Genomic DNA, 20069 nt, shown 5'->3' with positions numbered 1-20069 from the left:
GCGCGCCGCGTGATTTTGCGTCAGTCGACCTCGACGGCAAACACCGAGACGCAATCGCCGGCCTTGACCAGGCCCGGAAAATGACGCGCCGCCAGCAGGCCCGACATCCTGGCCTTGATTTCCTGCGGTACGATGCCGGTGCGGCCCGTCGAATGGATGCGCGCCACGGCCTGACCCTCATCCACTTTCTCGCCGAGATCGACCATCGTTTCGATCAAGCCGTCCTCATCGGCGAAGGCGAAGCAATCGCCCGACGGCATGTCCAGCCATTGAGTTCGAGTCTTCTCGACCGCACCATTAACGATGCCAGCATGGCGCAGCACGTTGAGCATGCCGCGCCGGGCAATCCGCACCGTCTCGGCACGTGATGTGCCGCCGCCGCCGAGCTCGGTGGTGACGAAGACCTTGCCCATCTCCTCGGCCGCCGTGTCATACATGCCGACCGTATCGATCTCGGTCATGCGCATCGAGAACGGCGCCGAAAAAGCCTCGACCGCGGCGAAGGCCTTCTTTTCCTGCACCTTGTCTGGCAGCGTGTGCGCGGCGCAGAACGGCACGAAGTCCAGTGTCTTTCCACCGGAGTGGAAGTCGAACACGATGTCCGCGCGCGGCAGCAACTCGCGCTGGAAATAGTCGGCGATCTTCTCCGTCACCGTGCCGTCGGGACGACCGGGGAAAGAGCGGTTCATGTTGCCCTTGTCGATCGGCGAGGTGCGCGTGCCGGCGCGGAAGGCCGGATAGTTCATCGCCGGCACGATGATGACCGTGCCGGAAACGTCCTTCGGGTCGAGGGTGCGGGCAAGCTCATAGAGCGCCAGCGGCCCCTCATATTCGTCGCCGTGATTGCCGCCCGTGAGCAGTGCCGCCGGCCCCTTGCCGTTGCGGATCACGCAGATCGGGATCATCACCGAACCCCAGGCGGAATCGTCGCGGCTGTAGGGCAGGCGCAGGAAGCCGTGCTGGACGCCGTCACGTTCGAAATCGACGGTGGGCGTGATCGGCGATGGACGCAGAGTTGACATCGGCCTCAATCCTTCACGAACAGCTTGCGCGGCACATTGGCCAGGCACTCGACGCCGGTCTCGGTGATCAGGATCGACTCGGTGATCTCCAGCCCCATCGTCTCCAGCCATAGACCCGTCATGAAATGGAAGGTCATGCCGGGCTTGAGCTCGGTGCGGTCGCCGGGGCGCAGGCTCATGGTGCGCTCGCCCCAGTCCGGCGGATAGGAGATGCCGATCGGGTAGCCGGTGCGGTTGTCCTTGACGATGCCGTACTTCTTCAGCACGGCGAAGAAGGCATTGGCGATGTCCTCGCAGGTGTTGCCGGGCTTGGCGGCAGAGAGGCCTGCTTCCATGCCTTCCAGCGTCGCCTTCTCGGCGTCGAGGAAGCCCTGCGTCGGCTTGCCGAGGAAGACGGTGCGCGACAGCGGGCAATGGTAGCGGTTGTAGCAGCCGGCGATCTCGAAGAACGTGCCCTCGCCCGCCTTCATCGGCTTGTCGTCCCAGGTGAGATGTGGCGCCGAAGCGTCGGCGCCCGACGGCAGCAGCGGCACGATCGCCGGATAGTCGCCGCCGATGCCTTCGACGCCGCGCGTGCCGGCGTCATAGATCTCGGCGACCAGATCGCATTTGCGCATGCCGACCTCTATTCTGTCGACGATGCGCTTGTGCATGGCCTCGACGATGCGGGCGGCATTGCGCATGTAGCCGATCTCGGTCGCGCTCTTCACGGCGCGCTGCCAGTTGACCAGCGCGGTGGCGTCGACGAAATGGGCATTGGGCAGATGCTTCTGCAGCGAGGCGAAAGCAGCCGCCGAAAACCAGTAATTGTCCATCTCCACGCCGATGGTCAGCTTGTCCCAGCGGCGATCGGCAAGCACGCTGGCGAGGTAGTCCATCGGGTGCCGCTCCGTCGACTGCACATAATGGTCGGCATAGCCGATGATGTTGTCGTGGGCGAGATAGGCGGTGCGCTTGGCGCCGTTGGCGTCCTGGCCGCGGCCGTACCAGACCGGCTCGCCCGAAGGCGGCACGATGACCGCCTGATGCACATAGAACGACCAGCCGTCGTAGCCGGTCAGCCAGGCCATGTTCGAGGGATCGCTGACGATCAGCAGATCGACCCCTTTGGCCTCCATGGCTTTCCGCGTCTTGGCGAGGCGATCGGCAAATTCGCTTCGCGAGAATTTCAGGTTTGGCTGCATTGTTCTTGATCCTCGTTTGTTGGGCCCAGAGCCTATTTCTGTTTGAGCGTGATCTTTCCGGAAAACCGGTTCCCACTTTTCCGGATCACGCTTGGCCAGGTATCAGCTTTCGAAAATGGTTCCGGCATTGGCCGCATGGGCGCGATCGCGGGCTAAAGTGGCGATCGCGGTGTCCTGCACGCCGGTGCCGGTGAGGTCGGCAATCGTGATGTCGCCGGCCGAGCGTCGTCCGTGCTTTTTCCCGGCGATGATCTGGCCGAGTTCGGTGACGTCCGCGTCGGCGGGCATTACACCAGCCTCGATGGCATGGTGGAGCTCGCCCAAGCGCCGCGTCTGCTTCGCGCTGTCGGCGACGTAGAGATCGGCCAGGCGAAGGATCGCCGGCGCGATCTCGTTCTTGTGCTCGGCGTCCGAGCCCATGGCCGTGATGTGCTGTCCAGCGGAAACGAAACCGGCCTTGATCAGCGGCTCGGTCGACGGCGTGGTGGTGACGATGATGTCGGCATCTGCCGCCGCCTTCGCCGCATCCGGCTCGGCGCGCACCATGATGCCCAACTTCTCGCGCAAGCGGGCGGCCGCCGCCTCGGCCTTGGCTGCGTCGCGCGCCCAGATACGCGCTTCCTCGATCGGCCTGACAAGGCGCAAGGCTTCCAACTGCAGGCCGGCCTGCAAACCGGCGCCGAAGATCGCGGCTACGGTGGAATCTTCGCGCGACAGATGCTTGGCCGCTACCGCGCCGGCGGCGGCCGTGCGGACATCAGTCAGATAGCCATTGTCGAGCAGCAGCGCCTCGACCACGCCGGTCTTTGCCGAAAGCAGCACCATCATGCCACCGCCACTCGGCAGGCCGAGCGTCGGATTGTCGAAGAAACCTGAGCTTATCTTGACGGCGAAGCCGTCGATGCCGGGTACGTAAGCGGACTTCACGTCGACCTCGCCGCGATGCTCGGGAATGTCGAGCCTGAGAATAGGTGGCATCGCCACCGGCAACGTGGCCAAAGCGCGGAATGCGTTCTCGACGCAGGCGGCGGCATCGAGATCCAGCGTCACGATCTTGCGCAGTTCCGCTTCGGTGAGGATGATCATGCGGCTCATGCTGCGCTCTCCTCCAGTGCAGTGTCGCCGCAGACAATGCGGCGATGCAGGCTCATGTCGATATTGCGGCCCGACAGGATGAGGACGGTCGGGCCGTTCGCTTTCACCTTCCCGGAAAGCAGCGCGCCGATGCCGACGGCGCCCGCGCCTTCGATGATCTCGCGCTCTTCCTCATAGGCATGGCGGATGCCGGCGGCGATCTCATCCTCGGAAAGCAGGATGACGTCGTCGAGCAGGCCACGGCACATGCCGAAGGTCAGTTGGTTGTCGAGGCCGATGCCGCCGCCGAGCGAATCGGCGAGCGTCGGCAGTTCCTCGACCTGCACCGGCCGACCGGCATCGAGGCTTGCTTTCATCGCGGCGCCGCGCGCCATCGAGATGCCGATGACTTTGGTGGCCGGGCTCACGCCCTTGACGGCAGCGGCAACACCGGCTGCCAATCCGCCGCCGGAGAGCGGCACCAGCACGCTTGCTGCGTCCGGAACTTGCTCCATGATCTCGAGCCCCAGCGTGCCTTGCCCGGCAATGATGTCTGGATGGTCGAAAGGCGGCAGCATGACGAGCCCCTCTTCCGCGACCAGCCTGTCGACTTCCTGCTGGGCGTCGTCCTGGCTGTTGCCGACAATGCGGATCTCCGCGCCGAGGCGGCGGATGGCGTCGAGCTTGTTCTCGGGCACCAGCCTGGACATGCAGATCACCGCGCGCATGCCTTCGAGTTTCGCCGCGTGAGCGAGCGCGCGGCCGTGATTGCCTGTCGACGCCGCGACGACGCCTCGCGATCTTTGCTCCGGGCTCAACGCGGCGATGGCGTTGGACGCGCCGCGCAGCTTGAACGCGCCGGTGGTCTGGTGATGCTCCAGCTTGAGGTGGATGGGATGGTCAGCGCGGTCCGAAAGGCTTTGCGACTTAACGGCGGGCGTCCGCTCGACCTTGCCGGCAATGCGTTCGCGGGCGGTACGGATGTCCGCGAGAGCGATGGCGCGCGTCATGGGGCGACCCCCTCTGGCCTACCGGCCATCTTCCCCTCAAGGGGGGAGATCCGCAGCTTCGACACTGTCTCTCTTCCTGCAACGTCGATGATTGGCGAAAGCGTAGCAGCAGCCAATCTCCCCCCTTGAGGGGAAGATGGCCGGCAGGCCAGAAGGGGTCGCTCTTGTACGCAGGACATAATTTTTACTGTCCAAGCGGCAGTGTCATCAGCCGGCCGAACTCGGGTCGCGGCGCGTCATCGCCGCAGAGCCGCAGGCAATTCCAGGCGCTGGCCTGGTTGCTGGTGACGACCGGACGACCGATCGCCTCCTCCATTCCGGGGACCGCAAGTGCGGCGCGCAGCGCCGTGCACGAAACGAACAGCGCATCGGCCTGCGCATGGGTGGCTTTGCGCGCCAACTCGACGAGAGCGCCCGGCTTGATGCGCGCCATCTCGCGATCGTCCTCGAAGCCGAGGCAAGTGAAGCTCTCGATATCGAAACCGTGCGCGGCGAAATAGGTCGCCATCGGCCGGCTGGTCTCGACGGTGTAAGGCGTGAGAATGCTGATCCGCTTCACTCCGAACGCGTTCAGGCCGCGCACGCCGGCCATGGGTGGCGTGACCACGGGAACATTCGGTTTGGCCGCCTGGATCGCGGCCTCGATCTCGGCATCGCCGATCACCACCGAGGCCGAGGTGCAGGAATAACAGACGGCATCGAGCGGCTCGTCCGGCAGGATGAGCGCAGCGCCCGCCGTCAACGATGGCTGCATCTTGCGCAGGTTCTCCGGCGTCGTCGGGTTGGCATAGGGAATGCGCGCGACATAGACGCCGATCCGCTCGCTCGCCACCATTCGGCGGAAGTCGACCTCGCTGGTATGGTCGGTGGCTAAAGCGATCAGGCCGACGCGTTTTTCGAGTGGACGCGCGTCGAGGGCGGGCCGGCCCGGCGCCAGCCGGATTTCGGGCAATTGTTTCATGACTTTCATCTTTCGATCCTGCCGTAGCGGTGCTCCAGCCAGCGCAAGAGTACGACGGAGCAGAGGCTGATGACGAGGAAGAAGGCGCCGACCAGCGTCATCGGCTCGATGTAGCGATAGTAGGTGTTGGCGACGCTCTTGGCCTGGTTCATCAGCTCCAGCACGGTGATCGCCGACAGCAGCGGCGTCTCCTTGAACATGGCGATGAAATAGTTGGCCAAGGCCGGGATCATCGGCGGGATCGCCTGCGGCAGGATGATATGCGTCCAGGTGTGGCGGCCGCCGAGATTGCAGGCCTTGGCCGCCTCCCACTGGCCGCGCGGAACGTTGTCGATGCCGGCGCGGTAGACTTCCGCCGTATAGGTGCCGTAGTGCAGGCCGAGCCCGATGACGCCTGCCACCAGCGGCGGCAAAAGGATGCCGATATCGGGCAGCACGTAGAAGATGAAATAGAGCTGCACCAGGAGCGGCGTGCCGCGGATGAATTCTGCGAACCAGCCCACGCTGCGCGCCACGGCCCGGTTCGGCGAACGCCGCGCCAGCGCTATCGCCAGGCCAACGATCGCCGCCAGGACCGAGCCGAGCACCGTTGCCAGGATGGTGATCTTCACGCCCTGGATCAGGGTCGGCATGATCTCGCGGACGAAGTTCCAATCCCATTCCATCAGAGGGCCCATTCCATCAGACACGCACTCCATCGAGGCCGCGCGCCATGCGGCGTTCCAGTGAACGAATGCCCCAGGAGATGATCAGCGCGAGCACGAAATAGATGACGAGAACGGAGACGAAGGGCATTAGCGTGCTGCCGGTCTGCGAGCGCACCACTTGCGCCTGGAAAGTAAGATCGGCGAGCGAGATCAGCGACACGACCGACGTCGCCTTCAGCAGCTCGATCGCGTTGTTGCCGAAGGTCGGCAGCATGACCAGCAGGGCTTGCGGCAGGATGACGTGGCGCATGCCTTGCCAGCGGCCGAGATTGAGCGCCGTGCAGGCCTCGTATTGCTCGCGGCCGATCGACAGGATGGCACCGCGCACCACTTCCGCGGCATAGGCGCCGACATTGAGCCCCAGCGCCAGCACGCCAGCTTGGAGCGGCGTCAGCGACAGGCCGGCGAAGGGCAGCACGAAATAGGCCCAGAACAGCTGCACGAAGATCGAAGTGCCGCGAAAGAACTCGATATAGGCGGTGGCCAGCGCCCGCACGACAAAGAAACGCGACACGCGGCCCATGCCGGCGAGGAAGGCCATGACGAGCGCGAGCACCGACCCCATCAGCGTCAGCTCGATGGTGACAAGCGCTCCCTGCAATATCAGGCCGAGATAGCCGGACCACTGGGTCATCTGGGTTCCAACGTTTGCATTCCTGGTCCCTTCTCCCCGTTAACGGGGAGAAGATGCCGGCTCGCCCTGCGTAGCTGCAGCGCAGCTGCTGCGTAGGATGGGCAGCCAGATGAGGGGCAGCGCCAACTATGGAAGCGTGGCGCCGCCCCTCATCCGGCCCTTCGGGCCACCTTCTCCCCCGTGAACGGGGGAGAAGGAAAGCTCCCTACTTCGCCGCGCAGAGCTTCTCGCGCGTCGTCGACATCGCCGCCTTGGCCGAGAAGCCGTAAGGCTCGATGATCTTGGCGAACTCGCCGGACTTCTTCATCTTGGCAAGCTCGACGTCATAGGCATCGCGCAGCGCTTCGTCGCCCTTCTTGAAGGCGGCGCCATCGCAATAGACCGGGGCGCCCTGCACCGGCGCGATCACTTCCAAGTTCGGATCGTTGGCCTTCTTGATCAGGTCGTTGATCGAGAGAACGGGAAGCGAATAGGCGTCGATACGGCCGTCCTGCACCATCTTCAGGCCGCTCTGGCCATCCGGCACGACGATGACGCGATCGCGCGGCACGCCGGCATTGAGCGCCAGCTTCTCCTCGGTGCCGCCACCCGGCGCGCCGACGGTGGCGGAAGTATCCTTGGCGATATCCTCATAGCTCTTGAAGCCTTTCGGATTGCCCTTCTTCACCAGCATCGCCTCCGCATCGCAAAGCACAGGCTCGGAATAGGCGACCGCCGCGCAGCGCTCCGGCTTCATGAACAGGCCGGCGGTGACGACGTCGAAGCGGCCGGCCTGCAGGCCGGGGATCATGGCGCCATATTCGGAGATGGAGGCGACGATGTCGTTGACGCCGAGGCGCTTGAAGATCTCGCGCGCCACGTCGGGCGCCGCGCCCGAGACCTTGCCGTCGGCGGCCACCGCCGTGTAGGGCGGCTCATTGGCAATGGCGACGCGGGCGAAGCCTTGCGCCTTGAGCTGCTCGAGCTTTGCGTCGTCTGCTGAACGCGCACCGGAGGCGAGCAGCATTGCGCTCACCGCGAGGCCGGCGACGCCAGCCAGAATGCCAAGTTTCTTCATCGTTCCCAACTCCTTGTTTCTATCTTCTTGGTTTGCCCACTTGGGCGTTTGGACCCCGAGGGTGGCTCGTTGCCCGGGACGACTTCGTCGCCCGTTTGCATTGCGGTCAGACGCGATGTCCGGCCGCGATGATCTTCTTCAGGAAGCTTTGCGTGCGCTCCTGCTTGGGATGACGGAAAATCTCGTCGGGCTTGCCTTCCTCGACGATCTTGCCGCGGTCGAAGAACAGCACCCGGTCGGCGAAGTCATGGGCAAAGCCCATCTCGTGGGTGACGAGCAGCATGGTCATGTCGGTCTCGGAGCAGAGCCGCCACAGCACGTTCAGCACCTCCTCGACCAGTTCCGGATCGAGCGCCGACGTCACCTCGTCGAACAGCATGATCCTCGGCTGCAGGGCGAGCGCCCTGGCTATCGCCACGCGCTGCTTCTGGCCGCCGGAGAGCTGAGCCGGCATGCTCCTGGCCTTGTCGGCCATGCCGACCATGTCGAGCAGCTCCATCGCCCGCTTCTCGGCGGCGGTGCGCGAAACACCCTTGGTCAGCATCGGCGCCAGCGTGACGTTGTCGATGACGCTCTTGTGCGGGAATAGGTTGAACAGTTGGAAGACCATGCCGATCTTCTGGCGCATCTTCGCCAGGTGCCGCTCGTCGGCCGGCAGCAGCTGGCCGTTGCGCTCCATGTGATAGAGCTGCTCGCCATCGATCTGGATGTGGCCGCCGTCAATACGTTCCAGCGTCATCAGGATGCGCAGGATCGTCGTCTTGCCGGAACCGGAGGGACCGATCAGCGCGAGCTTCTCGCGCGGCATGACCTGCATCGACAGGCCGTCCAGCACCTTGAAGGTGCCAAAGCTCTTCGTGATGGCGTCGACCTTGATGATGGGCGCGGGCAATCCATTTCCCCGTTCTGGAGAAGCCTATGCCCTTAACGATGCGGAACAGCAGAAATCATGTCAATTATGAAAATAATATCATGACAATATTTCCGCTGCGGCACAATTTCGGGGCAATTTGCGCTCCCGTTGTGCATCAGATGGCGAGCAGGAGATGTTCCGGGTCGCCAAGCAGGAGCTTGGCGACAACGCTCAAGCCCGCGCGCAGTTCCCCCTCGGTGGTCGATCCGAGCGAGATGCGCACGGCGGGACGCCAGGGCGTCTCGGCGATACGGAACGAAGTGCCCGGCGCGATCGCCACCCCCCGCAGGCGCGCCTGCGCGACGAAGCTCTCCTCGGCGCGATCGCCCGGCAACTCGAGCCACAGATGCAGCCCATCACGATGCACGCGATAATCGACACCCGTCAGCACTTCCGCGGCGATCTCCTGACGTCGTCTCAGCGCGCCGCGCTGCCAGTTGACCAGCTCGATCGCCGTGCCGTCCTTCACCCAGCGCGTCGCGATCTCCGCCACCATCGGTGTCGCCATCCAGTTCGAGACGAGATGGCGGTTGGCGACGGCCGCGACGTAGCGGTCCGGCACCGCGAGATAGCCGATGCGCAGGCCCGGCACGACGATCTTGGTGAAGGAAGTGACGTAGAGGGTTCGCTCGGGCGCGAAGGCGGCGACGGCCGGAGGACGGCCTTCGACGAGAGGCCCAAGCACATCGTTCTCGATGATGGCGATGTCGTGCTTGCGCGCGACCGCCGCGATCTGCTCGCGCCGGGTGGCATCCATCAAGGTGGCCGTCGGGTTGATTACCGAGGGCTGGACGAAGACGGCGCGGATATCCGAGAGTCGGCAGGCTTCGTCCAACGCCTCAGGGATCAGGCCGTTGTCGTCGATCGGCAGGCCTTCGAGGTTGAAGCCTAGATAGCGGGCAAGCGGCACCAGCGTGTGGTGGCCGATCGCCTCGGTGGCGACGGTCGAGCCGGGCGGCGCCACGCTCATCAGCGCCACCGTCATGCCGGCCGTGGCGCCGTTGGTGAGGCAGATATTCTGCGGCGAGGCTTCCAGGCCGCAGAGCTTCAGCCACTCGACCGCCACCGCGCGGTGGCGCGGGAACACCATGTTCGGCCGGAACGACAGAGCCGAGCTCGACGGCAGGTTTTCGGCCAGCCAGCCCAGCGCCTGCTTCAATCTCTCCAGATGCATCGGCTCGCAGACCGGCTTCAGGATGGAGAGGTCGATGACCTCGCCCAGCCGTTCCGGGAGGTAGGGCGGCTCCGGCTCGCGACGCTGCGTCTGCACGAAGCTGCCGCGCCCGACCTCGCCGGAAATCAGGCCGCGGCGGATCAGTTCCTCATAGGCGCGGCTGACCGTCTGCACCGAAAGTTTCAGGTCGTCCGCAAGGCGGCGGTGCGTCGGCAGCCGCACGCCATTGGCGAGCCGTCCGTCATGGATCGCGCGGGCGAATTGATCGGCCAGCGAGAGGTAGGCCGGTCGTCGGATCAGCGCTGGATCTGGCTGCCATAATGTCATGACTTATTAGAGATCGAAATCAGTGCAATTGACAATCGAAATAATGCATCGTCATGGTGTCCCGAGCAAAAAACGGAGCCGGCATGGCGGCAGCGAAACTCGACCCGATCGACCTCAAGATCCTGGACGCCATCCAGCGAGATGGCCGCATCACCAAGCTGGCGCTGGCCGAGAAGGTCGGTCTGTCGCCGACCCCTTGCTGGATGCGGCTGCGCAAGCTGGAGAAGGCCGGCATCGTTTCCGGCTACCACGCCGCGATCGCCATGCGTGCGATCGCGCCGGTGGCGACCGTGCTGATGGAGGTGACCTTAGCCAGCCACCGCCAGGCCGACTTCGACCGCTTCGAGCGTGTCGTCCGCGACATCCCGGAGATCGTCGCCTGCTGGTCGGTCGGCGGCGGCGTCGATTACATGCTGAAGGTGATGGCTCGCGACATCGACGCCTATCAACGGCTCGTCGACGCCCTGTTGGAACGCGAGATCGGCATCGACCGTTACTTCACCTACATCGTTACCAAGACGGTGAAGGAGGAGACGGCGCTGCCGGTGGCCGACCTGCTGCCGGGACAATGAAAAACGGCCATCGTCATCCACGGGCGGAGCAAGGAGCGTAGCGACGCAGCGCAGACCCGAGGATCCATTCCGTTACATCGGAACGGTGCCAACGGTGCAGAATTCTGCTCCCGCTGCGTACTTCGGCCGGGGTCACGGCATGGATCCTTGGGTCTTCGCGACGGAGCTGCGTTCCTGCTTCGCCCAAGGGCGAGGTTGAGGAGACTCACGGTTTGGCGGCACCCGCCGGACGGCAAGCTAGAGAGATCGTCCTGCCCTGCCTCCGAATAGAGACAATCTCTCTACAAGCGGCTGCCGAAACAGCCTCTCTGTCTCAGTCGCGCGGCTAGTCTCTCCGTATCGCCTCGACACCGGGAGATATCGATGTCCGCGCATTTTGCACGCCCGCACCGCCACGAAGCACTCGACCGTCTTGCCGATCGCCGGCTGCTGCGCGATCTCGGCTATGTCGGCGGCCACTGGACGGCCGGCCGCTCGGCCGCGAGCTTCGAGGTTACCGACCCCGCCACCGGCGCCACCGTGGCCTTCGTCGCTGCGCTCGACGCGGGGCAGACGACGGAAGCTGTCGACGCCGCAGCGCGCGCCCTGCCGGCCTGGCGCTCGGCCCTGACGCAGGAGCGCTCCAGGATTTTGCGAAAATGGTTCGATCTGATCATCGCTGCCAAGGACGATCTGGCGCTGCTGATGACGCTGGAACAAGGCAAGCCGCTCAAGGAATCGCTCGGCGAGATCGACTACGCCGCCTCCTTCGTCGAGTGGTATGCCGAGGAAGCAAAACGCATCAACACCGAAAGCGTGACCAGCCATCTGCCCAATGCCGAGATGACCGTGCGCCGCGAGCCGCTCGGCGTCGTCGGCGTCGTCACGCCCTGGAACTTTCCTTCGGCCATGCTCACCCGCAAAGCGGCAGCGGCGCTCGCCGCCGGCTGCACGGTGGTGGCGCATCCATCCTCGGAAACGCCTTTGTCGGCGCTGGCGCTGGCCGAACTCGGCGAGCGCGCCGGGCTGCCGGCCGGCGTCTTCAACGTCGTCACCGGCGATGCGCGAACCATTGTCGGCGCGATGTGTGCTGCTGCCCGCGTGCGCGCCATGAGCTTCACCGGCTCGACCGAGGTCGGCAGGCTGATCGCCGCGCAGAGCGCGCCGACCATGAAGCGGCTGGTCATGGAGCTCGGCGGCCACGCGCCGCTGATCGTCTTCGACGATGCCGATATCGACAAGGCTGTCACGATCGCGCTCGATGCCAAATTCGCCACCTCCGGCCAGGACTGCCTGGCCGCCAACCGCATCTATGTGCAGCGTCCGATCTATGAGCGGTTCTGCGCCGCGTTCGCCCGCCGCATCGAGCTGCTGCGCACCGGCAACGGGCTTTCCGGCGACGCCGACATCGGGCCGCTGATACATGAGCGCGCGGTCAAGAAGGTGGAAGAGCAGGTAGCCGATGCGCTGACACGTGGCGCACGCTGCCTGACCGGCGGCAAGCGCCACGCGGCCGGGCCGCTGTTCTACCAGCCGACGCTGCTCGCCGACGTGACGGACGCGTCGCTGATCATGCGTGAGGAAACCTTCGGTCCGGTCGCTGCCGTGACGCCCTTCGAGGACGAGGCGGAAGTCGTCGCCCGCGCCAACGCCACCGAATATGGCCTCGTCGCCTATGTCGTGACCGAAAACGGCGCCCGCCAGGCCCGCATGGGCCGCATGCTGGACTACGGCATGGTTGCAATCAACCGGGTGAAGATCACCGGCGCGCCGATCCCGTTCGGCGGCGTCAAGCAATCCGGCATCGGCCGCGAAGGCTCGCGTCATGGCCTCGAAGCCTTCACCGATCTGAAATATCTCTGCCTGGACGTCGCCTAAGGTGTGCCGATATTCGGGTGATGCCGGCCTGCAAACGGCGGCTTCCTGTGCTTCCGGTGCTCACGTACTTCAGTACGCTCCGCTCCGGTTCTCGGAAGCCACCATTTTCGGCTCGGCCTAACCTGAATCTCGACACACCTTTGGACCGCGCCAAGGCGATCATTCTTAAGGAGTCAAAAAGATGCTCGAACAATCCAACGAACTTTCGGCCTGGGACCGCGACCACTTCTTCCATCCCTCGACGCATATGGGCACGCATGCGCGTGGTGAATCGCCGGCCCGCATCATGGCCGGCGGCGAAGGCGTCACCGTCTGGGACAACACCGGTAAGAAGAGCATCGATGCTTTCGCCGGCCTCTATTGCGTCAATGTCGGCTATGGCCGCCAGAAGGTCGCCGATGCGATTGCCGAACAGGCGAAGAACCTCGCTTACTACCATGCTTACGTCGGCCACGGCACCGAGGCCTCGATCACGCTCGCCAAGATGATCATCGACCGCGCGCCGAAGGGCATGTCGAGGGTCTATTTCGGCCTCTCCGGCTCCGACGCCAACGAGACCAACATCAAGCTGATCTGGTATTACAACAACGTTCTGGGACGGCCGGAGAAGAAGAAGATCATCTCGCGCTGGCGCGGCTATCACGGCTCGGGCGTGATGACGGGATCGCTCACCGGGCTCGAGCTGTTTCACAACGCCTTCGACCTGCCGCGCGCGCCGATCATGCACACCGAAGCGCCCTATTATTTCCGCCGCGCCGACCGCTCGATGAGCGAGGAGCAGTTTTCGCAATATTGCGCCGACAAGCTCGAGGAGATGATCCTGGCCGAAGGCCCGGACACGGTCGCGGCCTTCATCGGCGAGCCAATCCTTGGCACCGGCGGCATCGTGCCGCCGCCGGCCGGCTATTGGCAGAAGATCCAGGCGGTGCTGAACAAATACGACGTGCTGCTCATCGCCGACGAGGTGGTGACCGGCTTCGGCCGACTCGGCACCATGTTCGGCTCCGACCATTACGGCATCAAGCCGGACCTGATCACCATCGCCAAGGGCCTGACCTCGGCCTATGCACCGCTTTCCGGCGTCATCGTCTCCGACAAGGTCTGGCAGGTGCTGGTCAAGGGTTCCGACAAGCTCGGCTCGCTCGGTCATGGCTGGACCTATTCGGCGCATCCGATCTGCGTTGCCGCGGGTGTCGCCAATCTCGAGCTGATCGACGAGATGGACCTGGTGAGGAACGCCGGCGAGACCGGCGCCTATTTCCGCGCCGAGCTCGCCAAGGCCGTCGGCAGCCACAGAAATGTCGGCGAGGTGCGCGGCGACGGCATGCTGGCTGCGGTCGAGTTCGTGAAGGATCGCGACGACCGCGTCTTCTTCGATGCCTCGCTGAAGGTCGGGCCGCAGATCGCCACGGCGCTTGCCGCAAGCGGCGTCATCGGCCGCGCCATGCCGCAGGGCGATATCCTCGGCTTCGCGCCGCCGCTCTGCCTGACGCGCGAGGAGGCCGACACGATCGTCGCCAAGACCGCCGATGCCGTGAACAGTGTGCTCTCAGCTCTCTGATTTCGACACTTGGCGCTGCCCCTCATCCGCCTGCCGGCACCTTCTCCCCGTAAAAAACGGGGAGAAGGGACAAGCTCCAGCGCCGGCGTCCCCCTCTCCCCGTTCTTCACGGGGAGAGGGTAAGGGTGAGGGGCAGCGCCAACCTGCACAGTTGGAAGTAACATCTATGAAGTCCCATTCCACCGTCCCCGCCACGATGGCCGCCGTGCAGCTCACCGGCCATGGCGGCCTGGAAAAACTCGTCTACCGCACCGATGTGAAGGTGCCCTCGCCGGCTGCCGGCGAGGTGCTGGTCAAGGTCAGCGCCTGCGGCATGAACAACACCGACGTCTGGGTCCGCCAGGGCGCCTATGGCACCGAGGAAGATGCGGCCGCAGTGTCGACCTGGCGCCGGCAGGGCAACACGCTGACCTTCCCGCGCATTCAGGGCACCGACACGGTCGGCACCATCGTCGCCGTCGGTGACGGCGTTTCGGCCGACCGCATCGGCGAACGTGTCATGGTCGACTTCTCCATTTACAACCGCGACGACGATTCGCTTGCGGACATCGACTATATGGGCCACGGCCGCGATGGCGGGTATGCCGAATACCAGGCGCTGCCGGCCGAGAACGCGCATGTCGTCGACACCGACTTCAGCGATGTCGAACTCGCCACCTTCTGTTGCGCCTACCTGACCGGCGAGCAGATGCTGGAGCGTGCAGGCTTGAAAGCCGGCGAGCGGGTGCTGGTCACGGGCGCCTCCGGCGGCGTCGGCTCCGGCATTGTCCAGTTGGCACGGGCGCGCGGCGCCATTCCCTATGCCATCGTCGGCAAGGGCAAGGAGCAGGCGGTGCTCGACATCGGAGCCGAAAAGGTGATCACGCGCGGCGTGGCCGATCTGCCGGCCACCGTCGCCGAGGCGACCGCTGGCCAACCCATCGACGTGGTCGCCGACCTCGTCGGCGGCGCGATCTTCAACGACCTGCTGCGGATCCTCAGGCCCGAAGGCCGCTACACCACGGCGGGCGCCATTGCCGGGCCTGTGGTGCAACTCGATCTCCGCACCATGTACCTCAAGCAGCTGCAGCTCCACGGCTCGAGCCAAGGGACGCGGGCGGATTTCCGCCGCATCGTGCGTTACATCGAGGAAAAGAAGATCAGGCCGCTGGTCGGCGGCGTGTACAAATTGTCGGACTTCCACCACGCCCAGACGGACTTCATGGCCAAGGACTTCGTCGGCAAGCTGGTGGTGGTGCCGGACGCGATAGCGAACACGAGCAAATAACCGTCGATGGCGGCCGAGGGCTCGACCTTCGCGCTCAGCCCTTGCGCTCCTGCAGGATGTTGCCGCCGTCAACGACGAGAACGGCGCCGTTGACGTAGCTGGCGCCGTCGGACGCCAGGAACTTGACGGCAGCGGCGACTTCCTCAGGTGTGCCGGCGCGGCCAAGCGGCGTGTTTTGCGCGGCGACGAGCTCTTCCGGCGTTGAAGCGCCGGTGGCGATCCAGCCCGGCGCCACGGCATTGACCGTGACGCCGCTGCGGCCGACCTCGAGGGCAAGCGCGTGGGTGAGACCGACCATGCCCGCCTTGGCGGCGGAATAGGCGGCCTCGCCTTCATTGGAGACGTAGGGTCCGGTGACCGAAGCCATGTTCACCACGCGTCCATGGCCGCGCTGAACCATGCCGGCCAGAAATCCGCGTGTGCTCAAGAACGCGGTCTTCAAGCTGACATCGATGCCCCGGTCCCAGTCGCTTTCGCTGAGATCGAGAAATCGCCGCTGCAGCGCCGGCTCGGCCACCGTGCCCATTCCGGCATTGTTGACGAGGATATCGATCGCGCCGACCTCCGAGCATAGTCGCTCGACATCCGCCGAACGCGTCAGGTCGGCCACGACCGCACGGACGTCGAGCCCGTCCGCCCCCAGCTCTTCGGCGCGCTGCTCGACGCGTTGCGACGAAGCGGTGATCGCGACCGCAAGCCCGGCTTCGCCGAGCGCACGCGCGATGGCGACGCCGATGCCGTCGGCGGCGCCCGCGCCGGTCACCAGCGCCGTGCGGGATTTGCGGAACACGGTCATGGATCCTCCAGGCGGTGAAGCCGACGCCGACGCAATTCAATATCCGGCGCTGATGCCGAAATCGATCGAAAGCGCGGCCCCGGTGATCGGCGCCGCGCCGGGCTGGCAAAGATAGTGAATGAAGGAAGCGATCTCTTCCACGGTGATGAAGCGAGCTCTTTCCCCTTGCGGGTAGTGCCCCAGAAGCTTCCGCTTGTAACCGTCCGGGTCATTTCCGCCATAGGTCCTCGCCTGATATTCGATCATCGGCGTCGCCGTGTCGCCGGGGCAGACGGCGTTGACCCTGATGCCCTGCGGGGCGAGCTCCAGGGCGAGAGCCTTGGTCAAAAGCACCAGCCCGCCCTTGGAGGCGCAATAGACCGCCGCGCCGCTGTTGCCGACGATGCCCGCGTCGGAGGCGATGTTGATGATCACACCTTGCGCCGCCGACAGATACGGGATCGCAGCCGAGATCAGGAAGAACGCGCCTTTCAGATTGACGTCGAGCACTAGGTCCCATTGCTCTTCGCGAACCTCGCTTGCCGCTCCCTCGAGCCAGACGCCGGCGGCGTTCACGAGGATGTCCAGGCCGCCTCCCCACGCGCGGGCCTTGTCCACCACTTCGCGGCAGGCGGCAACCGAGCGGATATCGAGCGACAAGCCGATCGCCTTCGCGTCGGTCGCGGCAACCCTGGCCACGGCCTCGTCGAGTTTCGGGCCGGGAAGGTCGGCGAGCGCGATCCGGTCACCGTCGGCCGCGAGGCGAAGTCCGGTCGCGAAACCCATCCCTCCGGCGCCGCCCGCGATCAGGACCGTCCTGCCAGCCATTCGATAACCTCCACGAAACGTCGCCGCTAACACATGCCAACCATGTCCAGCAGAGATGTCGCATGGACCACTTCGGATAAACAATGATCCCAAGAGGTTTGGCCCTGCGGCCGACGATCACCCCAGTTCCAGCGTCGTGATGCCGAAAACCTTCGACGGCGCATTGCCGGGCTTGCCGCCCTTGTACATGCGGGTCGTGGTGAAGCCTGGAACCATGCCGGCCGCTTGAAGCATTGCGGTGAACTCGACCTGGGTGGCCGGCACGTCGATATGCAGCGCTTCGTCTTCTGTCTTGCCCGCCAATCCCGCCACCAACGCCAGGGCTATGTCCATGTCCTCCGCGAACAGCGGCCCAATCTTGAAACCCTCCCGGCACCGACGCGCCACCCCATAGCCGGCAATGCCGGCCGGACCGGCGGACACCAGCGCGATCCGGGGCGGCTGCAGCCATTCCCGCAGGAAGGCCTCGCGCGGCGCCGGGAAGCATCGGCGGTCGTAAGCCAGGATCCCGGCTGGGCTGGCGGCCGTCACGGGCAGGACGTCGCTGGCGCCAGCCAGCCCAACGGCGCGCCCGCTGTAGCGGACGGTCTCATAGGCGGCCACGAACCCCTTGCGGCGGTAGTTGGCCCGCTGCTCGGCTACGCCATCGAGACCGATGATGCGGTTGCCGAGCCGGGCCATGCCGGCGTCCCAGACCGCCCTGCCGTGGCCTTCGCCCCGCCGATCGGGCCGGCAGATGTAAAGGCCGATGAAGCCAAAACCCGCGCCATAGGCGACGGCCGAAACGCCCGCCACCATTTCGCCGTCGTCGAAAGCGCCGACAAAGCCTTCCGGATCGGCCGCCCAAAAAGCGGCGGCATCGCCAACGCCTGGATTCCAGCCCTCCCCCGCCGCCCAGTCGACGAGCATTTCCACCTCGCTGGCGGTCAGCGTTCGGATCGTTCTCGGCATTGTTTCACTCGGCGGCCTCGGCCGAAGGACCTCGATCCACCACGATAGGTCGTCGCTCGCGGGTTGCAAGGGCCATGCTTGGACGCCCGCTCGCCCTTGCGGCGAAAGGGACGTGTCACGCGGGCGGCGGGCCCGACTATTGTTGGAACGGGTTTTCCGAACCGATGCAAGGGGTTAGCGAGGAACGCGGCAAAACGTCTGCTGTTGTTCCAATAGGCAACTGGACACAACCGTCGTAGGCTGGGAATCTTCATTTGCCGTTGCTTGGAATCGAATGGAGTGCCGCAGGAATGCCGCTGAGTGCCGAAGAGATCGCCAGTCATCCGGCAGCGCTTCGTCATGTTCAGGAACAGTCGCGCGCGCTCATTCATGTCTACGAAACCAGCCCGCGCCTTGCCGCCGTCTTTGCCACCCAGCAGCGTTGGCTGCTCGGCCATGTCGGGCTTGCCCTTCATTTCAGGCGCGACCCCAATGACCGCCGCACCGAAATGACGGTGGCGCGTTTCATCGAGGCCGTGCGCCGCAATTCAGTGGCCAGCCGCAACACCGCCGAGGCGTTTGTCAAGGAAATGCTGCATTACAACATCGCCGAATATGTTTCGAAGAGTGGCGACGGCCGCGCCCACCCCTTGCGGGTCAGCGCGGCCACCATTGAGACCTTCACCAGCTGGATCCATGCTCATTTGAGAACGCTCGATCGCATCGATGGCGGGAACCGGCTGGCAACCTTCCTCGAGCGACCCGATATGCTAGCGAAGCTGCAGCCGTTGATCTGCGACGGACTGCTCGCATCCGATCCGGTGCGGGAGCCCGAACAAACCTTCTCGCTGTTTATCTGGCTGAACAACGGCGGCATCGTCATGGACTGGCTGATGTCGGGCATCGATCCGGAGGACGCCGACCTCGACAAGATACCGACCAGCGTCATTTCGATCAGCGAATTCGCGCATTGGCTCAAGCTCTCGCGCACCCATCTGGCGCGCAAGCTTCATGATGCCGAAGCGCTCGGCAGCATCGGCTGGGTCGGCCAGCGCGGGCATTCCGTCATGTGGGTTTCGCGGCAGTTCTTCGACGAATACATGGCTGTCCAGGCAGCCAAGCTCGCTATCGTCGATGCGGCCTTCGAAGCCTGTTTCCCTCCGGCGGCGAAAAACTGAGCGCCGCACGGTTGCAACTCAGGCCCAACCGGTAAAAACCGGCGGTTGCGCTGGCGGGCGCCGGCCGAAACTGCTATCCAGATCCGGGCATTGCGATATCTGGCGCGGATTCTGGGGGGATGGCGCTGAACTTCGAAGACATTGCCGGCCATCCTGCGCTGCGTGCTTGCGTCCAGGCGCAGGCGCGGGCGATGCTGCGGGCCTATGAAGGGAACCCGAGGGCGTCGTCGGTCTTTGCCACCCAGCAGCGCTGGCTGATGGCCCATATCGGTCTTGCCCTGCATTTCCGCAGGGACCCCAGCGACTATCGAAAGGAGCTGACGGCCGCGCGTTTCGTCGACGTCACCCTTCAGCATTCGGTGGCCAGCCGCAACACCACCCATGCCTTCATCAAGGAAATGCAGCACTACAATTTCATCGTCGATGCGCCTGGCAGTGACGACGGCCGCATTCGCCCGTTGCAACCAACGGCCGCGGCATTGGTGGAGCTGACAGGTTGGGTTCTCATGCATCTCAAAACGCTTGACGATCTCGATGGCGCGAACCGGCTGGCGACATTCCAGGCACGGCCGCAAATGCTTGCGCAGCTGCAGCCGCTGATCGCGGACGGGCTGGTCTCGTCCGTGCCGGTGCGCGAGCCGAAACAGACTTTCTCGCTGTTCACCTGGCTCAACAATGGCGGCGTCGTCATGGACTGGCTGATAGCCGGCGTCGAACTCGAGGACGTTGGCCAGGAGCATATCCCGACCGGTATCCTCTCGATCGGCGATTTCGCCAGGTGGCTGAAGCTGTCGCGCACCCACCTGGCGCGCAAATTGCGCGACGCCGAGACGCTCGGCAGCGTCGGCTGGCTCGGCCAGCGTGGGCATTCCGTGATGTGGATCTCGAACGAATTCTACGGCGAGTATGTGACGGCGCAGGCGGTCAAGCTCGCCATCATCGACGCGGCCTTCGCCGCTTGCATGGAGAACGCGGTCTTCCGGCAAGCCGGAGCGAGGTCAGCATCATAGCGAGGCTGACCGCCCCAGACCGCGTTTG

The 20069-nt window shown here is 64.8% G+C and carries 19 protein-coding genes; 6 read left to right on the top strand and 13 right to left on the bottom strand.

Going from position 1 to position 20069, the window contains the following annotated elements:
* Positions 1 to 20: 20 nt before the first annotated feature.
* The 10 genes from doeB to EJ071_RS12590 all read right to left on the bottom strand — a co-directional run bounded on the left by doeB (position 21) and on the right by EJ071_RS12590 (position 10063).
* Positions 21 to 1022, bottom strand: coding sequence for a N(2)-acetyl-L-2,4-diaminobutanoate deacetylase DoeB (gene doeB / locus EJ071_RS12640; protein ID WP_126098165.1), 1002 nt, complete (start codon positions 1020 to 1022; stop codon positions 21 to 23).
* Positions 1023 to 1027: 5 nt separating this feature from the next.
* Positions 1028 to 2206 carry an ectoine hydrolase DoeA gene (doeA, locus tag EJ071_RS12635; protein WP_126098164.1) on the bottom strand — a complete coding sequence of 393 codons (1179 nt, stop codon included), beginning with the start codon at positions 2204 to 2206 and terminating at the stop codon, positions 1028 to 1030.
* Positions 2207 to 2308: 102 nt separating this feature from the next.
* Entirely contained in the window at positions 2309 to 3301 is a 993-nt protein-coding gene (locus tag EJ071_RS12630) for a cyclodeaminase (RefSeq protein ID WP_126098163.1), read from the bottom strand.
* Complete coding sequence (gene eutB, locus EJ071_RS12625) at positions 3298 to 4290, bottom strand: hydroxyectoine utilization dehydratase EutB (protein WP_126098162.1); 993 nt, start codon at positions 4288 to 4290, stop codon at positions 3298 to 3300. The genes EJ071_RS12630 and eutB overlap by 4 nt, the downstream gene beginning before the upstream one ends.
* Before the next feature lie 184 nt (positions 4291 to 4474).
* Entirely contained in the window at positions 4475 to 5251 is a 777-nt protein-coding gene (eutA, locus tag EJ071_RS12615) for an ectoine utilization protein EutA (protein ID WP_126102554.1), read from the bottom strand.
* 5 nt (positions 5252 to 5256) lie between these two features.
* The gene (ehuD, locus tag EJ071_RS12610; RefSeq protein WP_126102553.1) at positions 5257 to 5916 is read right to left on the bottom strand and encodes an ectoine/hydroxyectoine ABC transporter permease subunit EhuD; all 660 of its coding nucleotides are present in this window, start codon (positions 5914 to 5916) and stop codon (positions 5257 to 5259) included.
* Positions 5917 to 5932: 16 nt separating this feature from the next.
* Positions 5933 to 6592, bottom strand: a complete 660-nt coding sequence (gene ehuC, locus EJ071_RS12605; protein WP_126098161.1) for an ectoine/hydroxyectoine ABC transporter permease subunit EhuC — start codon at positions 6590 to 6592, stop codon at positions 5933 to 5935.
* A 205-nt stretch (positions 6593 to 6797) separates the two neighbouring features.
* On the bottom strand, positions 6798 to 7598 hold the full coding sequence (ehuB, locus tag EJ071_RS12600) for an ectoine/hydroxyectoine ABC transporter substrate-binding protein EhuB (protein ID WP_245460322.1): 801 nt from the start codon (positions 7596 to 7598) through the stop codon (positions 6798 to 6800).
* A 157-nt stretch (positions 7599 to 7755) separates the two neighbouring features.
* The gene (gene ehuA / locus EJ071_RS12595) at positions 7756 to 8541 is read right to left on the bottom strand and encodes an ectoine/hydroxyectoine ABC transporter ATP-binding protein EhuA (RefSeq protein WP_126098159.1); all 786 of its coding nucleotides are present in this window, start codon (positions 8539 to 8541) and stop codon (positions 7756 to 7758) included.
* 136 nt (positions 8542 to 8677) lie between these two features.
* Complete coding sequence (locus EJ071_RS12590; protein WP_126098158.1) at positions 8678 to 10063, bottom strand: PLP-dependent aminotransferase family protein; 1386 nt, start codon at positions 10061 to 10063, stop codon at positions 8678 to 8680.
* An 83-nt stretch (positions 10064 to 10146) separates the two neighbouring features.
* Between EJ071_RS12590 and EJ071_RS12585 the strand changes: the two genes are divergently transcribed.
* From EJ071_RS12585 to EJ071_RS12570, 4 genes are all read left to right on the top strand, one after another.
* Complete coding sequence (locus EJ071_RS12585; protein WP_126098157.1) at positions 10147 to 10635, top strand: Lrp/AsnC family transcriptional regulator; 489 nt, start codon at positions 10147 to 10149, stop codon at positions 10633 to 10635.
* 363 nt (positions 10636 to 10998) lie between these two features.
* A complete protein-coding gene (locus tag EJ071_RS12580; RefSeq protein ID WP_126098156.1) occupies positions 10999 to 12492 on the top strand; it encodes an NAD-dependent succinate-semialdehyde dehydrogenase in 1494 nt (497 codons plus the stop codon).
* A 181-nt stretch (positions 12493 to 12673) separates the two neighbouring features.
* A complete protein-coding gene (locus EJ071_RS12575) occupies positions 12674 to 14053 on the top strand; it encodes an aspartate aminotransferase family protein (RefSeq protein ID WP_126098155.1) in 1380 nt (459 codons plus the stop codon).
* 166 nt (positions 14054 to 14219) lie between these two features.
* Positions 14220 to 15320: an alcohol dehydrogenase family protein gene (locus EJ071_RS12570; protein ID WP_126098154.1), complete on the top strand. Its 1101-nt coding sequence runs from the start codon at positions 14220 to 14222 to the stop codon at positions 15318 to 15320.
* 34 nt (positions 15321 to 15354) lie between these two features.
* Here EJ071_RS12570 and EJ071_RS12565 read toward each other — a convergent pair whose 3' ends face one another.
* The 3 genes from EJ071_RS12565 to EJ071_RS12555 form a co-directional block, all read right to left on the bottom strand.
* Positions 15355 to 16116: an SDR family NAD(P)-dependent oxidoreductase gene (locus EJ071_RS12565; protein WP_126098153.1), complete on the bottom strand. Its 762-nt coding sequence runs from the start codon at positions 16114 to 16116 to the stop codon at positions 15355 to 15357.
* Between the two features lie 36 nt (positions 16117 to 16152).
* Positions 16153 to 16923, bottom strand: coding sequence for an SDR family oxidoreductase (locus EJ071_RS12560; protein ID WP_126098152.1), 771 nt, complete (start codon positions 16921 to 16923; stop codon positions 16153 to 16155).
* Between the two features lie 117 nt (positions 16924 to 17040).
* A complete protein-coding gene (locus EJ071_RS12555; protein WP_126098151.1) occupies positions 17041 to 17874 on the bottom strand; it encodes a GNAT family N-acetyltransferase in 834 nt (277 codons plus the stop codon).
* Positions 17875 to 18164: 290 nt separating this feature from the next.
* Here EJ071_RS12555 and EJ071_RS12550 point away from each other — a divergent pair, with 290 nt between their 5' ends.
* Complete coding sequence (locus EJ071_RS12550) at positions 18165 to 19031, top strand: hypothetical protein (RefSeq protein WP_126098150.1); 867 nt, start codon at positions 18165 to 18167, stop codon at positions 19029 to 19031.
* Positions 19032 to 19150: 119 nt separating this feature from the next.
* Positions 19151 to 20041, top strand: coding sequence for a hypothetical protein (locus EJ071_RS12545; RefSeq protein ID WP_126098149.1), 891 nt, complete (start codon positions 19151 to 19153; stop codon positions 20039 to 20041).
* Positions 20042 to 20069: the final 28 nt, after the last annotated feature.

Source organism: Mesorhizobium sp. M1B.F.Ca.ET.045.04.1.1 (assembly GCF_003952465.1).
Classification (GTDB): domain Bacteria; phylum Pseudomonadota; class Alphaproteobacteria; order Rhizobiales; family Rhizobiaceae; genus Mesorhizobium; species Mesorhizobium shonense.
Note: the sequence above shows the minus strand (reverse complement) of the source record. Positions and strands in the feature narration are given on the sequence as shown.